This is a genomic window from Streptomyces sp. NPDC091387 (assembly GCF_044756945.1).
Lineage (GTDB): Bacteria > Actinomycetota > Actinomycetes > Streptomycetales > Streptomycetaceae > Streptomyces.
Map to the genome: position 1 here is coordinate 71042 of NZ_JBIVTZ010000011.1, position 13135 is coordinate 84176.

Sequence of the window (13135 nt, forward strand, 5' to 3'; positions counted from 1 at the left end):
CCATGTCCTGGTTCGACGAGATGCCCGAGGTGATCACCCGGGCCGACTTCGGGCAACTGGTGTCGCGGCCGCCGCGCGGTATCGAACGCATGGCGTCCAGGGGGCTGGCCGCCGATCCGGTGGCCCGCAACCGCAACAAGTTCATCTGGGAGGAGGCGGCCGCACTCGGCTGGTTCCGTTCCCTCCAGGAGCACGCGGTGATCGTGCCCGGGAACAAGCAGGCCATGGGCGATCTCGCCGCTCACAGCGCGTACGTATGCCCGCTGGACAGCAAGCACGTCGGGCTGGCCCGCCCCAAGATGCTCGTGATGTACCGGCCGGGCGGTACGGGTCTGGTCTTCGGTGTCGACGCGGTGGAGACCGTCAACCAGGAGATCGACGGCACGCGGGCCACGTCCGCGCAGACGCGTCGGATCACGCGCGACGGCGAGCCGCTGGACAGTCCGTTCGCCCGGCCGTGGACCGTCTTCCGCCTCAAGGAAGCCGGCACGATCGGCAAGGTCACACCGGCGGTCCATCAAGGCCGCTACCTGCGCCTCGACGACGTTCTGGACGCGTTGACGACCGACCACCTCTCGCTACCCACACTCGACGAGGCCTTCCCCGCCCGGAGTTAGCGACGGGCCCGCGGGGCGAACTTCTCGATGGCGGCCGGGGTGACCGGGGTGAAGAAGTTGACGAGGTTGCCGTCGGGGTCGCGGAAGAGCAGCGCCCGGTTTCCCCAGGGCATCGTCGTGGGCTCGTTGACGAAGTCGGTGACGAAGCCGGTCAGGTTCTCGTACACGCGGTCCACGTCGTCGACGAGGAACTCGAGGATCACGCTGTGGTTGTCCGCCGGGCGGGCGGAGCCCGGGGCGAACATCGGGACGGTGCGGGTGCTGCCGATCGCGAGTGTGGCGCCGGGAGTAGCGACCTCGGCGAAGTCCTCGGTGGACCAGGTCGCGGTCACCCCGGTGGCCTTCTCGTAGAACTCGACGAGGCGCGTGATGTCGTCGGTGATGATGCGGATCGAGACGAAGTCCATGGTGTTCTCCCAGGTCGGAAGGTCGGTGCCCGTGTCGGTTCCGGTGCCGGTGCCGGTTGAGGCCTTGCGCTCCACAGGCTAGGACGAATAGGGGACAGAATCCGCCCGGTATCCGTCCGGCATGCGCATTAGACTCCGTACATGTCCCGACCCACCGTGCGCGTGCTGACCCTCCTGGAGCTGCTGCAGTCGGGCGGTATCCGGACGGTGGCCGAACTCGCCGACCGGCTCGGCGTCGACGGCCGGACCGTGCGGCGGTACGTGGACCAGCTGATCGACCTCGACGTGCCGGTGGAAGCGGTGCGGGGCCGCTACGGCGGGTACCGGCTCGCCCCCGGATACCGCCTGCCTCCGCTCATGCTCAGCGACGACGAGGCCCTGGCCGCGCTGCTCGGCCTGGTCGCGGGCCGCCGGACGGGGCTGATGACGACGGCGGACACGGCCAGCGAGACGGCGGCGGCCAAGATCCGCAGGGTGCTGCCCGAGCGGGTGGCCCGCAGGCTGGACACCGTCCTGGAATCCCTCGCGTTCACGTCCGCGCCCGGCGAGTTCGCCCATCCGGATGCCGAGGTGCTGCTCACGGTCGCGGACGCGGTACGTCACCGCCGGCCGCTCACGATCAGATACACCGACCGCGACGGCCGACGCAGCGAACGCCCCCTGCACGCCTACGGGATCGTCGCCCACGCGGGCCGGTGGTACGTCACGGGCGCGGACCCCGCGATCGGCGAGGACCGGACCTTCCGGCTCGACCGCATCACGGGCGCGAGGACCCTGCCCGGCTCGTTCGAGGTGCCCGCCGGACTCGATCCCGCACAGCGCGTGCTGTCGGGGTTCGCCACGGCCGAGTACCGCTACGAGGTGACCCTGCGGATCCACGGAACGGCCGAGCAGATCCGCGCCCGGCTCCCGGAGAGCGTGGCGACCCTGGAAGAGGTCACCCCCGTGGCGGGCGCGGATCCGGCGGACGGACCCTGGATGCGCGTGGGCCTGCGCGTGGAGGAGCTCGACTGGCTCCCGCCGGTACTCGCGTCACTGGACCGGCCGTTCGTCATCGAGCGCCCCGATGAACTGCGCGACCTCGTCCTCGCGCTCGCCGGCCGCTTGGCGTCCTGCGCCCGGCAGCCCTGACGGGGGTGGAGCGGGGCTTTCGCCAGGCCGGGATCAGCTGGGGCGGACGGTCGCGCGCACGCTCGCGCGTAGTGGAGCGTCTCAGAGATCGGCCGGGGCCGCGCCGGCGGTCAGTGCGGCCATGTCCACGACCCGGTCGGCGGCCTCCGCCACGGCCGGGTCGTGTGTCGCCACGACCGTGACGCAGTTGTCCTGGTGGGCCCGCTCGGCGAGGAGCATGGCCAGGTCCCCGGCCTGGGAACGGTCGACGGCCGCCGTCGGTTCGTCGATCAGCAGCAGCTTCGGCGAGAGGAAGAGCGCACGGGCCAGGGCCACACGCTGGCGTTCGCCGCCGGAGAGCTGTTCGGGTCGGTGGCGCAGCCGGTGGCCGAGCCCCACCCGGGTCAGGGCCTCCTCAGCGCGGGAGCGATGGGCGCGCGGGCGTTCGCCGCTGATGTACACGGCGGCGAGCAGCTGATCGGTGGCGGTGAGGCCGGAGAGCAGGTTGCCGCTCTGGAACATGTAGCCGATCCGTTCCCGGCGCGCCTTGGCGCGCTGGGCGTCGGAGAGCACGGCGAGATCCTCCCCGTCCAGCAGAACCTGCCCGGAGGTGGGCCGCAACAGCGCGCCCGCGACGGCGAGCAGCGTGGACTTGCCCGAGCCGGACGGGCCGACGAGGGCCGTCATCCGGCCGGGTGCGAAGGTGACGTCAAGGCTGTCGAAGACGGTGGTAAGGCCGTCGGTGCGGCCGAACGTGACGGTGACACCGGTCAGTTCGAGGCTCATCGGTTGGCTCCCAGCATGGTCAGCGGGTCGGCTCGGGTGACCCGGCGCAGGGTCAGGGCGGTGCCCACGAGGCCCACGGCCGCGACGGTGCACATGGTGACGACGAGGGTCGTGGCGGGCAGGCTGAACGGCACCTGTTCGCCGACCAGCAGCCCGACCGCTGCGGCGAGCACGGCGCCCGCCGCGGTACCCAGGACGACGACCAGGGCCGCCTGGAGGACGGTGTGGGCAAGGAGCCTTCTGCGGGAGGCGCCCATGGCGCGCAGCAGGGCGAGTTCGGGTTGCCGTTGCACGGTCCACACAGCGAAGAAGGCGCCCACCACGAGCGGGGCGATCAGGTAGAGGAAGACCTGGATCGAGTTCATGGTGACGCGCTCCCCGGTGTAGCCGGGAGCCGCCTCGTACGCCTTCTCCTTGCTGAGCGTGGTGGTGGAGTACCGCGCGTCGAGGTCGGTGACGGAGGACCCGTCGGGCGGGGTGCGCAGGGCGAGGGCGCTGAACTGGCCGGGGATCGCGGTGGTCCGGGAGGCCGGTGCGCCGGGGGTACTGAAGCGGATGCGCTGCCAGGTCTTCAACGGGACGTAGGCGACGGGCACATGCCCGTAGCTGGAGCGCTCGGTCCGCCCGACGACGCGGAGTTCGATGCCGAGCCGGTCGATGACGAGGGTGTCGCCGACGCGCACGCCCTCGTCGGCGAGTTTGGCGGACATCACCATGCTGTCCGCCGCCGCACCGGCGAGGCCGTCGCCCTCGGTGACGGAGGGCGCCAGGAAGGAGCCGGGTTCGACGCCGAAGGCGGCGAGGTCGACCTCCGCGCCACGGTTCGTCGTGCCGCGGGTGATGGAGACCCCCAGCGGAGTCGTCTCGGTGTCCGCGTCCTTGCTCCAGGCGGCGGCGGTCTTCTCGTCGAGGAGACTGCGGGCGAACTGGTCGGACCGGGCGTCGGAGGAGAAGACCAGCTGCGAGGCGGGCAGGCGGCGCAGCGCGGAGATCGTGTCGTCGCCCAGGCCGGTGGTGAAGCCGGAGACGATGCCGACGAGTGCGGCGACGAGTACCACGACGGATCCCATGAGCAGGAAGCGCCCTCGGGCGGCGCGCAGCTCCAACAGAGCGAGGAACACGGCGGTTCCCTTCGATGGATCGATGTTAGGGACGGTGTGTCGCCAAACTAGTGGATAGCGACGCCGCGTCCCTAAGTGGGGGTCGTTACGGCCGTCCGGGCTTCTAGACTGGGACGGTGCCCAGGATCAGAGCCGCCACGGTCGCCGAGCACCATGCCCAGCAGCGGCTGGCCCTGGTGCGGGCGGCACGCGAACTCCTGGAGAGAGGTGACGCCGACGCCGTGACCTTCACCGCGATCGCAAAGGCCACGGGTCTCGCCCGCAACAGCGTGTACAAGTACTTCCCCGGCCGGCCCGAGCTGCTCGCCGCGGTCGTCGATGACGCGATGCCCCGCTGGACGGAAGCCATCCGGGCCGGCATGTCGGCGGCCGGTACGCCCGAGGAGAAGATCGCCGCCTACGTGTCGTCGCAGCTGGCCCTGGTGCGCGACGGGGAGCACCGGATCGCCCAGGCGCTGGCCGGGGTCCGGGACACGGCGGTGGTGCGGGAGAGCGCGGTGCGGGCCCACCGGGAGCTGCTCACCCCGCTGATCGGCGCACTGACGGAGCTGGGCGAGGAGGATCCGCGGCGCACCGCGCTGCTTCTGCAGGGAATCGTCAACGCGGCGACGACGGCGGTCGAGAACGGCGACGACCCGGTCGCGGTGACGGACCGGGCGGTACGCATGGCCGTCACCGCGATCACCGGGACGCTCCCGGGGCAGTGAGAAGATCCGGCGGCCTGACGCAGGACGGCGGCCGGCCCGCGAGGGGCGACACCAGCGGCTCCCGGCCGAAGGCCCGGCCACCGCGTAATCCACCGCGGCGGCCGGGCTCACCCGGCGAAGAAGACGCGGGCCGTCAGACGCAAGCAGTCATCGGACGCGAGCGTCAGGAGGTCACGGTCTTGGTCTTCGAACAGTGGGACACGACGCCGCCCTTCGTCAGGCAGGCCCACATGACGTACTGATGGCCCTCGGGCAGGTTGCCGCTCTTCCACGCGGTGTACGGCGAATTGTGGCCGGAGGTGCTGACCACACGTTCGGCGATGCTGCCGTCGGGCGCGCTCAGATGGGCGACGACGCCATATCCGTCGGCGGTGGCGTCGAAAGCGCCGAGGGTGTCCCCCTTCACGCCACAGCCGGGGTTCGCACTCCACTGGGCGGAACCGGCCCACTTGCCGGCATCGTTGAAGACATCGACGGACGGGTACCCGCAGACCTCGTCCGCCGCGGCGGAAGCCGAGCCGGATGTCGCGGTGGCGAGGCCACCGGCCATCACGAGACCGGCCAACGCGACGCCTGCCTTGCGAGCAATACGCATGATTCCCCCTTGAACACCGCCAGGATCTCCGGCGGCGGCAGTCAGTATGGAATGCGGCCGCGAAGCAGAGCAACGATCTTTCGGCGGTGGATCGGGGCCGGAGAGTTTCACGACCAACGCCCGCCGCCGCCAGCTCCGCTTCACCGCCCGATGACCCTGGACAGACGTGATCACCCGCGCGATCCAGCGACTCGTAGCCCTTCCGAACCCCGGCTGACCAACAACTCCGAGCGTCCCGACGAGCCATGGCGACACCCCCGGGGCCGTGGAGCCCGGCGCCCGCCCGACGCGACAGCCGGGCCGCCAACCTGCCCCAGCCACGCAATTCAGCACCTCGCAAGCACGGGGTCCTGTCAGCGATCCGACGAGGACTGACGAACGATCGAGGCGAGCCCGGCTGTTTCTCCAACTCGGGTGCACGACGGGACTTTCGTCATGCAGAGATCAGTTGGGGACGGACAATCGTCCGTGCGCGCTCATACAGCGCTTGCGCATCGTGGTTCTTGAGGTGCGGGCTGATGAGATTGAACATGCTCGCAATCCGCTTGTCGATTCGGCCGGAGTTGACTTGCGGGTAGTCGTCCAGAGCCATACCCCATGTAGAGCACGCGGCTTCAAGATGCCCGATGGTCAGTTGCCTCTCTGCAAGAATCGCCCGCTCCTTGACGCGCGTCCGTCGATAGATGCTGTGCCGCAACTTGTCTGATTCCTGCATGGCGGCTACAGCCCCCGTCAAGTCTCCCATTTCAAAACGCACCTGGCTCGTGTGATAGTTGAGCGAGGCAGGATCATATGAGCCGAAAGCCTTTCCGCGAGACTCCGCTCGGTCCATTGCGACTTCGGCTTCTGAAAGGTACTTCCGCGCTGATCGGTGGTCGCCGATTTGCGCGGCTGCATGGGCTTGTTGACCAGCCAGGAAGGCGCGCATCCGGGGTCCGGCTTGCAGGGATGACGCTGCGGCGGCATCGGCTAGCCGCATGGCAATCGGGCCCTGGTTGAGGTCTACGGCCTGCACGCTCATGCCCCGAAGAGTGGTGCAGAACGTCAGGTGATCTTCCGAAGCCCCGGCAAGTTCCAACGCCTTCAGGTAGTAGCGCTGGGCGAGTCCGTGCAAGCCTTCATCCACGGCCATGTATCCAGTGAGGTAGCAAAGATCGGACGCCGCAGACATCATCGCCTTACGTACGTCCTCCGACCCATCGGTTCGGAGGAACGGAGCAACGGTGTTCACCAGGAATGCCGCAGCGAGCGGCCTGGCAGTTCGGCCTCCGAACTGGTCATCCATGGATGAAAGCTGCTCGGTCATTGCGGAGACCGTTGCTACGTCGGACATTCCCAGGCGCTTCCGGGTTCCATGCTGGGAAGATTCCATGCGCCCCACCACATCCGGCCAATTCGGCACGGTGAGGGCAACAGAGAAGAGAGCGGCACTGACCACGCTTCGGCGGGAAGGGTCCATGTCCAGCCTTCCAAGATCAACGATCCCGTCAACTGTGCCATGGGGCTCCGCCTCCTCACCTTCATTGCATGCGGGAAGGCCCGCTTCAAGGTGCGTGACGGGACGCCCGAGCTTGCGTGCGAACGCTTCCAGGATGAGTGGTCGCACTCCCTCACGCGGCACGCTCCCGCTCAGCCACTGGTGAATGGAAGGCGCACGGTACTGCTTCGGAGTGCCTTGCTCGGTCCCGATGCGGTTGATCGCTTGCGCGCACTGCCGCAACGACCAACCCGTCTCACGGAACAGCCGCTCCAAGGCCGTATTTGGCTCGCTGGTCCCCACGCTCGTTCAACTCCCCATGCACGGTGGCTCTAAGCGCTTAACGCTCTTAATCCTTGTGCGCTTCCCAACAGTACCGCCGTGCGTAACCAGGCTGTTGCCTAGAGCGAACAGCCGATGCGGAAGGGATCAAGGACAGTGGTGACAGACCCGCTAGTACCCGCCGTGGGGGCACTCCTGGTGGACATGGGACACGCGGACCGAGTTGGGGAGTTCCGGGGGCTCGCCGGCTCGCACTGGTCGCTTCGGCCGATTCGTGGCGGAGTCGAGTGGGAAGCCGATCCCCAGCGCGTACGCCCTGCGGACGCCATAGAACGCCTTAGCGCAAGGACTGCCCTCGCGAACAGGCAGAGTCGGGGGGAAGCCCTGTGACCCGCTTACGTGTCCGGCTCTTTCTTGCTGCGGGTGCCGCGGAGATCCGACTACGGAACCGGCTTCCGCGGTTCCTGGACGCGATCACCCCGCACCGGCACCGGCCGGACGGCCTAGTCGCAGAGTTGGACTGCGTCGCATCGGACCCCGAGACCCGCGCGCTGTTCCGCGCCGAGCTGGACCGTGCGATTGCCGAGTACCTGGCGGACGCTGCCGACTTGACCGCGTTCATGGAAGCGGCAGCCGCGGCGATAAAGGCCGTGATCGAGCCTCGCGCCGGGCAGCGTGCCACATGACCGGCTTCTCTTACATAGCGGAGATCACCGCAACGACTGGCCGCAAAGCTGTTTCGCTCGGCGGGGCCACCATGGTGAATCGTCGGCTCGCGCTCCGGTGGCTGCGGCGGCGAGCACTTCGACTTGCAGATGACTCTGGAGCCTCCGAGCCGCCGCCGACCGGCGCAAGGGACGTCCGGCCGATCAGCTTTCGGGGCCCCGCCGTTCCGAACGGGCTCCGCGCGTGGGCTGAGGACCCGGACCAACAGGAGGAGGCAATAAGGCTGCTGGAATCCGGCTGTCCGGATGTGCTCACTGTGCTCGATCCCGCCGCCGGCCTGCTGGTGACGCTCGCCGGCTGGCCTGTCCGGTCTGCCCGTGCCGTAGGCGACCAGCGCCCGATCAATGCCCGCCCCGTAAGCCAAGGAAGCCGCGTGCGCCGTCGTTCAAGATCCGAAGTCCACTCCGCACGGCGTCAACTGAGCATCCACCGGGCTGACGTGGTGGAGGCGTACCGGGCGGGGGCATCCATGCAGAACATCTGTCGTACCTGGGAGGTGGATTCCAGGTGGCTCACCGCTCAGTTCGAAGCGTGGGGCGAGCCCCGCCGTGACCTCTCCGAGGCTGCCCTTGTTCGCGGCTCCCGCATTTCGCCCTTCCGCCTCTAAGGCTTCCGCCTCGCCGCATAGGTCCCGTGCGTAGGGGGCCGCGACTCGCTCTGCGGCGGAGTGGGGCCCCGCCCTGGTCAACTGCCAATGATCACGGTTTAGTCGGCCGGTTCCCACACGCATGACGACACGGGAGGAACACAGCATGACCACGCTCATCGAGCCCCGGACCCGCGAACCCCTCGCCGGTATCCAGTCGCTTGAACTTGAGATCACCGGTAGGTGTCAGCCCACGTGCACGCACTGTCTGTCTGAGTCCAGCCCCCAGGCGACCCACGGCACCATGACCCCCGAGGACTGGCGGGGGGTCATCGTGGATGCTGCCGGGCTCGGCATCCGTACCGTCCAGCTCATCGGGGGCGAGCCGACCGTTCACCCGCAGTGGCGAGCGTTCGCCGAACTCGGGCTCTCGCTCGGGCTGCACGTGGAGGTGTACTCGAACCTGTACGTGGTCAAGCCCGCGTGGTGGGAGCTGTTCCAGCGGGATGGGCTCACCCTCGGGACGAGCTACTACAGCGACGGCCCAGAGGAGCACGACCGGATCACGGGCAGGACCGGCAGCTACGTCCGCACCCGGTGCAACATCCGCGAAGCCGTGAACCGAGGGATCACGGTCCGGGCCGGAATCGTGGACATCCTGCCGGAGCAACGCGTCGCCGAAGCCCGCGTCGAACTGCAGTCCATGGGCGTGAAGCACATCAACACCGACCGGGCGCGAGCCGTGGGGCGGGCCGCACTGCCGGGACAGTCGCCCACCCTCGCCGAGATGTGCGGACGGTGCACGCGCGGGCGGGCTGCCGTACTGCCGAACGGTGACCTCGTCGGCTGCGTGCTCTCGCGGGACTTCCCGGCGGGCAACGTGCGGGAAACCCGGCTCGCCGATCTGCTCGGCGGGACGGCATGGCAACAGCTCTCCGCCCGCATCCCCATGCCCGCCCGCAATGCGTGCCCGCCGGACGATTCCGGGGACTGCGACCCCGCGAACACCGAAGCGTGTGACCCCGCGTACTGATGACTGGAAGGCTCGGCACCATGGATTGGGAAAAGACAGCGGGCAGGCTCGCCGACCGGGTGACGGACCCGGATTCCCGGTGGCTCGCCCCGGTAGCACGGGTGCCCCGTCACAAGCTGGTCCCGCGCTGGTGGGACAGGGACAGCTCGGGCACGTGGGTTCTCCGCGACGGGGCAAGCAACCCGGAGGCATGGGCCGAAGCCGCCTATGCGGACCGGTCGTTGGTGACCAAGGTCGGCAGACTGCACGCCGACCACGCGAAGCCCGATGACCACCCCGAGGGGCTGCCCACGTCCTCCGCCACGCTGCCGAGTCTGGTGGTTCGGATGCTGCGACATGCACGGCTCGGGCCGGGGCTGCCACTGCTCGACCTGGGCACCGGAGCCGGCGGGCTCACCGCGTACGCGTCCCATCTCATCGGGGCCGAGCATGTGACGAGCCTGGACGTGGACCCGTATCTGGTCAGTGCTGCGGAGGACCGGCTCTCGCGCATGGGGCATCACCCGGAGATGATCACGGCTGACGCGACCGAACACGTTCCCGGTGCGTACGACCGCATCGTTTCCACGGTGGGCCTCCCTGCCGGACCAGGGCTCCGCCCCGTCCTCTCCGCACTCGCACCCGGCGGGCGGATCGCGACAACCATCGGGCGCACGTGCCTGATCATCACGGGGTGGAAGCACGGGGACGGCGACGTGTACGGGCAGGTGGAAAGAGACATGGCGGGGTTCATGCTCACCCGTTCCGGCAACGACTACCCGCCGGCCCTCGCCGGGCTGTTCGCCCTCGCCCGAAGCGCGGAAGGCGACGAGCGCAGCACGGGCCGCTATCCCGTGGTGGACGTGGCCGAAGCGTGGGAACTCCGGTCCATGCTGGAGATCACGGCACCGGGTGCAGAACTCGGATACGAGACTCACGACCGGGCCCGTACCGCCTTCCTGGTCCACCCGGACGGCTCATGGGCACGAGCGTCCGCCGAGTGGACCGACCCGCCGGAAGTCCACCAGGGCGGACCGCAACGGCTCTGGACGGCTTTGGAGCGCATCCGCAACCGTCTGAACGCCGAGGGCTCGTTGCCGCTACTCGGCGCACGGGTCCGCATCACGCCCGATGGGGTCTGCCGCCTGTCCCGCGGGAAGTGGCGCGCGTCTGTCGGGGGCGGCTAACCACCTTCGGCCTGTCCGGCCCGAGGGTGTCGGACAGGCCGCAGGTCCCGAGCCCCGCCCGGCCTCCAAAGCCCGCTGCCGTTGTCCGTACCCGCGACCGGCCCTTGGCGCTACTGGATGACGTGGGTCAGCTCATGGGCGGGGGTGTACCTGTCCGTGCCGCCGCCGAGGACGACGTGGTTGCCGGAGGTGTAGACGCGGGCGGTCGGGCCAGGTCCCCGAGGGCAGGGTGGCAGGCAATGTGCGTGGGCCGTTGGCGCGCGGCCAACGGCGCGCGCCAACGGCGGCGGCGAGCACTGCGGCCACGGCAAAGGCGGCTGTGAAGAGGGGGAAGTCGGTCGAAAACATCCTGGCCGAGCAACATGGCTAACGAATCCGCTTCCGGCTCTGCCATGTGAAGCGTCGTGCAAGCCCACCAGCCGCCCTGGATTCTGGGCAACTGCGACCACGAACGGGTCCAGTGGAGTGGCGCGAATCGCTGCCGGAAGTGCGGAGCGACGCAGGGCTAACGCCGCATCAGGCAACGTTCAAACTGTGGTGATGTGACGCACCGTCCGGGATGTTCCGTTGGACACCACCCAGTACCAGGCAAGGCCGATCAGCCCTCCTGCGCGCGATGCGCCGCGACCGCCGCGTCCAGGGCGAACCGGCCCGCGCCGCCTTCTTGGGCTGTGCCGCCCGTCGCGCGTGCCCGGTCGGCTCCGTCCGCTCGCTCTGTTCCATCCGCTCGCTCTGTTCCGTCTGTTCCGTCTGTGTCGTTCTTCGCGTCTGTTCCGTCATGAGGGGGTGCCGCGTGCCGTTGTCTGCCGGGGTCAGCCGGCCGTCGCCGGCCGCAGCGCGTCCATGACGAGATCGATCAGCCGTCCGGTCTGCTCGGAGGCGTGGCCGCCGGTGGCGGCGCTGCCGGCCAGGAAGATCCCCAGCAGCATCACGGTGACGTCGTCCGGCTCGACGTCGGCGCGGAGCGACCCGGCCTCGGCCCCGGCGGCAAGGATCGTGGCGATGGCGGTGGTGATGCGTTCCCGGGTGGCGGGGGTGGCGATGCGCCCAGAGGCCCAGCCCGCGCGGAGCGTGTCCGCCATGCCGCGCTTCGTCGCGACGAACCCGGCGTAGCGGGCGATCCAGGCCCGGAGCGCCGCATCCGGCGGCAGCTCCCGGAGCAGGGCGGGGGCGCCGGCGGCGACGTCGTCGAGTTCGGCGGCGTACACCGCCTCCACCAGGGCCTCGCGGGTCGGGAAGTGGCGGTACAGCGTGCCGATGCCGACGCCGGCCTCGCGGGCGATGCCTTCGAGCGAGACGGTGCCGTCGGCCGCCGCGAAGGCGGCCCCGGCGACCTGGACGAGCTTGTCCCGGTTGCGCAGGGCGTCGACGCGGGGGGCGCGCGGCTTCTTCCCGGGACCGGTTCCCGGGGACGTCGCGCCGGGTGCCGGATCGGGGGGTGTCGGGTCGGCGGACTTCAAAACGGAGGACCCTCCGATAAGAGTGCTACAGTCGATTGAGCGGAGGCTCCTCCGCTTCTCCATCTTCTCATGAGGACGGAATCTCCCATGGCTGCGAACGGCTCCCCCTCCCCCCAGCTCACGGCCACCGGCGCCCCGCGTGCCGGAGGCGCCGGAACGCTCGGGGACCTCACCGTTTCCCGCATCGGCTACGGCGCGATGCAACTGGAGCGCCTGCGCGGCGACCGCGGTGCGGCGCTCGCGCTCCTGCGCCGCGCCGTCGAGCTCGGCGTCGACCACGTCGACACCGCCCAGTTCTACGGTGACGGCTTCGTCAACGGGCTCATCCGCGATGCCTTCCGCCCCGAGGACGGCATCGTGGTCGTCAGCAAGGTCGGCGCGGAACCCGACCCCGGCGGCCCCTTTCCGATGCGTCCCGCCCAGCGGCCCGAGCAGTTGCGGGCCGGCGTCGAGGCCAACCTCGAATCCCTGGGCCTGGACTGCATCCCGGTGGTGAACCTGCGCCGCCTGGACACCAGGCCGGGCCTGCACGCAGAGGGCGATCAGGTGGTCGACCTCGACGACCAGCTCGCCGTGATGACCGCGCTGCGGGACGAGGGCAAGATCGGCGCGATCGGGCTGAGCGCCGTCACGCTGGACGGGGTGCGCCGGGCCCTGCCCGCCGGAATCGTCTGCGTCCAGAATCTCTACAGCCTGGTGACGCGCGGCGACGAGGAGATGCTGCGGCTCTGCACCGAGGAGCAGATCGCCTGGGTGCCGTTCTTCCCGCTCGGCGGCGCCTTCCCCGGGCTGCCGAAGGTGACCGGCGAACCGGCCGTCACCGCCGCCGCGAAGTCCCTCGGCCGCACCCCCGCGCAGGTCGGACTCGCCTGGCTGCTCCACCACGCGCCGAACACGCTGCTCATCCCGGGCACCGCGGACACCGGCCACCTGGAGGCGAACGTCGCCACCGGAACGGTCGAGCTCGACGACGACGCACTGGCCGCGCTGGACGCCGTCGCGTCACGGTCCCTCGCCGATATCACCCTCGGCTGACGGTCACTCGGCTGCCGCGGGGGCCCC

General features: G+C 69.7%; 14 protein-coding genes and 1 pseudogene. 8 read left to right on the forward strand and 7 right to left on the reverse strand.

The features are described 5' to 3' along the window. The first annotated feature begins 2 nt into the window (after nt 1-2). On the forward strand, nt 3-617 hold the full coding sequence (locus ACIQM0_RS23145; protein ID WP_401289622.1) for a hypothetical protein: 615 nt from the start codon (nt 3-5) through the stop codon (nt 615-617). On the opposite strand, the gene ACIQM0_RS23150 is transcribed toward ACIQM0_RS23145, so the two are convergent. Further along, on the reverse strand, nt 614-1024 hold the full coding sequence (locus ACIQM0_RS23150; RefSeq protein ID WP_401290205.1) for a VOC family protein: 411 nt from the start codon (nt 1022-1024) through the stop codon (nt 614-616). The genes ACIQM0_RS23145 and ACIQM0_RS23150 overlap by 4 nt on opposite strands. 141 nt (nt 1025-1165) lie before the next feature. Between ACIQM0_RS23150 and ACIQM0_RS23155 the strand changes: the two genes are divergently transcribed. Further along, a complete protein-coding gene (locus ACIQM0_RS23155) occupies nt 1166-2155 on the forward strand; it encodes a helix-turn-helix transcriptional regulator (protein ID WP_401289624.1) in 990 nt (329 codons plus the stop codon). Nucleotides 2156-2236: 81 nt separating this feature from the next. Here ACIQM0_RS23155 and ACIQM0_RS23160 read toward each other — a convergent pair whose 3' ends face one another. Together ACIQM0_RS23160 and ACIQM0_RS23165 are read right to left on the reverse strand one after the other, a co-directional pair. Continuing rightward, nucleotides 2237-2920 (reverse strand): ABC transporter ATP-binding protein, encoded by a 684-nt coding sequence (locus ACIQM0_RS23160; RefSeq protein WP_401289626.1) that lies wholly within the window; start codon nt 2918-2920, stop codon nt 2237-2239. Further along, nucleotides 2917-4041, reverse strand: a complete 1125-nt coding sequence (locus tag ACIQM0_RS23165) for an ABC transporter permease (RefSeq protein ID WP_401289629.1) — start codon at nt 4039-4041, stop codon at nt 2917-2919. Before ACIQM0_RS23165 ends, ACIQM0_RS23160 begins: the two co-directional genes overlap by 4 nt. Before the next feature lie 116 nt (nt 4042-4157). Between ACIQM0_RS23165 and ACIQM0_RS23170 the strand changes: the two genes are divergently transcribed. Beyond that, a complete protein-coding gene (locus ACIQM0_RS23170; RefSeq protein ID WP_401289631.1) occupies nt 4158-4748 on the forward strand; it encodes a TetR/AcrR family transcriptional regulator in 591 nt (196 codons plus the stop codon). Nucleotides 4749-4911: 163 nt separating this feature from the next. On the opposite strand, the gene ACIQM0_RS23175 is transcribed toward ACIQM0_RS23170, so the two are convergent. Both ACIQM0_RS23175 and ACIQM0_RS23180 read right to left on the reverse strand, forming a co-directional pair. Then, the gene (locus ACIQM0_RS23175) at nt 4912-5343 is read right to left on the reverse strand and encodes a hypothetical protein (RefSeq protein ID WP_401289634.1); all 432 of its coding nucleotides are present in this window, start codon (nt 5341-5343) and stop codon (nt 4912-4914) included. Nucleotides 5344-5776: 433 nt separating this feature from the next. Next, nucleotides 5777-7123, reverse strand: a complete 1347-nt coding sequence (locus tag ACIQM0_RS23180) for a tetratricopeptide repeat protein (RefSeq protein ID WP_401289636.1) — start codon at nt 7121-7123, stop codon at nt 5777-5779. Nucleotides 7124-7237: 114 nt separating this feature from the next. Here ACIQM0_RS23180 and ACIQM0_RS23185 point away from each other — a divergent pair, with 114 nt between their 5' ends. The 4 genes from ACIQM0_RS23185 to ACIQM0_RS23200 all read left to right on the forward strand — a co-directional run bounded on the left by ACIQM0_RS23185 (nt 7238) and on the right by ACIQM0_RS23200 (nt 10613). Next, nucleotides 7238-7492: a hypothetical protein gene (locus tag ACIQM0_RS23185; protein WP_401289638.1), complete on the forward strand. Its 255-nt coding sequence runs from the start codon at nt 7238-7240 to the stop codon at nt 7490-7492. Next, on the forward strand, nt 7489-7788 hold the full coding sequence (locus tag ACIQM0_RS23190; RefSeq protein ID WP_401289641.1) for a hypothetical protein: 300 nt from the start codon (nt 7489-7491) through the stop codon (nt 7786-7788). The genes ACIQM0_RS23185 and ACIQM0_RS23190 overlap by 4 nt, the downstream gene beginning before the upstream one ends. A gap of 792 nt (nt 7789-8580) precedes the next feature. Beyond that, nucleotides 8581-9447 carry a radical SAM protein gene (locus ACIQM0_RS23195; protein WP_401289644.1) on the forward strand — a complete coding sequence of 289 codons (867 nt, stop codon included), beginning with the start codon at nt 8581-8583 and terminating at the stop codon, nt 9445-9447. 20 nt (nt 9448-9467) lie between these two features. Next, nucleotides 9468-10613 (forward strand): methyltransferase domain-containing protein, encoded by a 1146-nt coding sequence (locus tag ACIQM0_RS23200; protein ID WP_401289647.1) that lies wholly within the window; start codon nt 9468-9470, stop codon nt 10611-10613. A gap of 113 nt (nt 10614-10726) precedes the next feature. Here the strand turns inward: ACIQM0_RS23200 and ACIQM0_RS23205 are convergent. Together ACIQM0_RS23205 and ACIQM0_RS23210 are read right to left on the reverse strand one after the other, a co-directional pair. After that, nucleotides 10727-10816, reverse strand: a pseudogene (locus tag ACIQM0_RS23205) (DUF4157 domain-containing protein); the annotation flags it as partial. Nucleotides 10817-11425: 609 nt separating this feature from the next. Then, nucleotides 11426-12073, reverse strand: a complete 648-nt coding sequence (locus ACIQM0_RS23210; RefSeq protein ID WP_401289650.1) for a TetR/AcrR family transcriptional regulator — start codon at nt 12071-12073, stop codon at nt 11426-11428. A gap of 87 nt (nt 12074-12160) precedes the next feature. Here ACIQM0_RS23210 and ACIQM0_RS23215 point away from each other — a divergent pair, with 87 nt between their 5' ends. Further along, entirely contained in the window at nt 12161-13108 is a 948-nt protein-coding gene (locus tag ACIQM0_RS23215; RefSeq protein WP_401289653.1) for an aldo/keto reductase, read from the forward strand. The last annotated feature ends 27 nt before the right edge of the window (nt 13109-13135 follow it).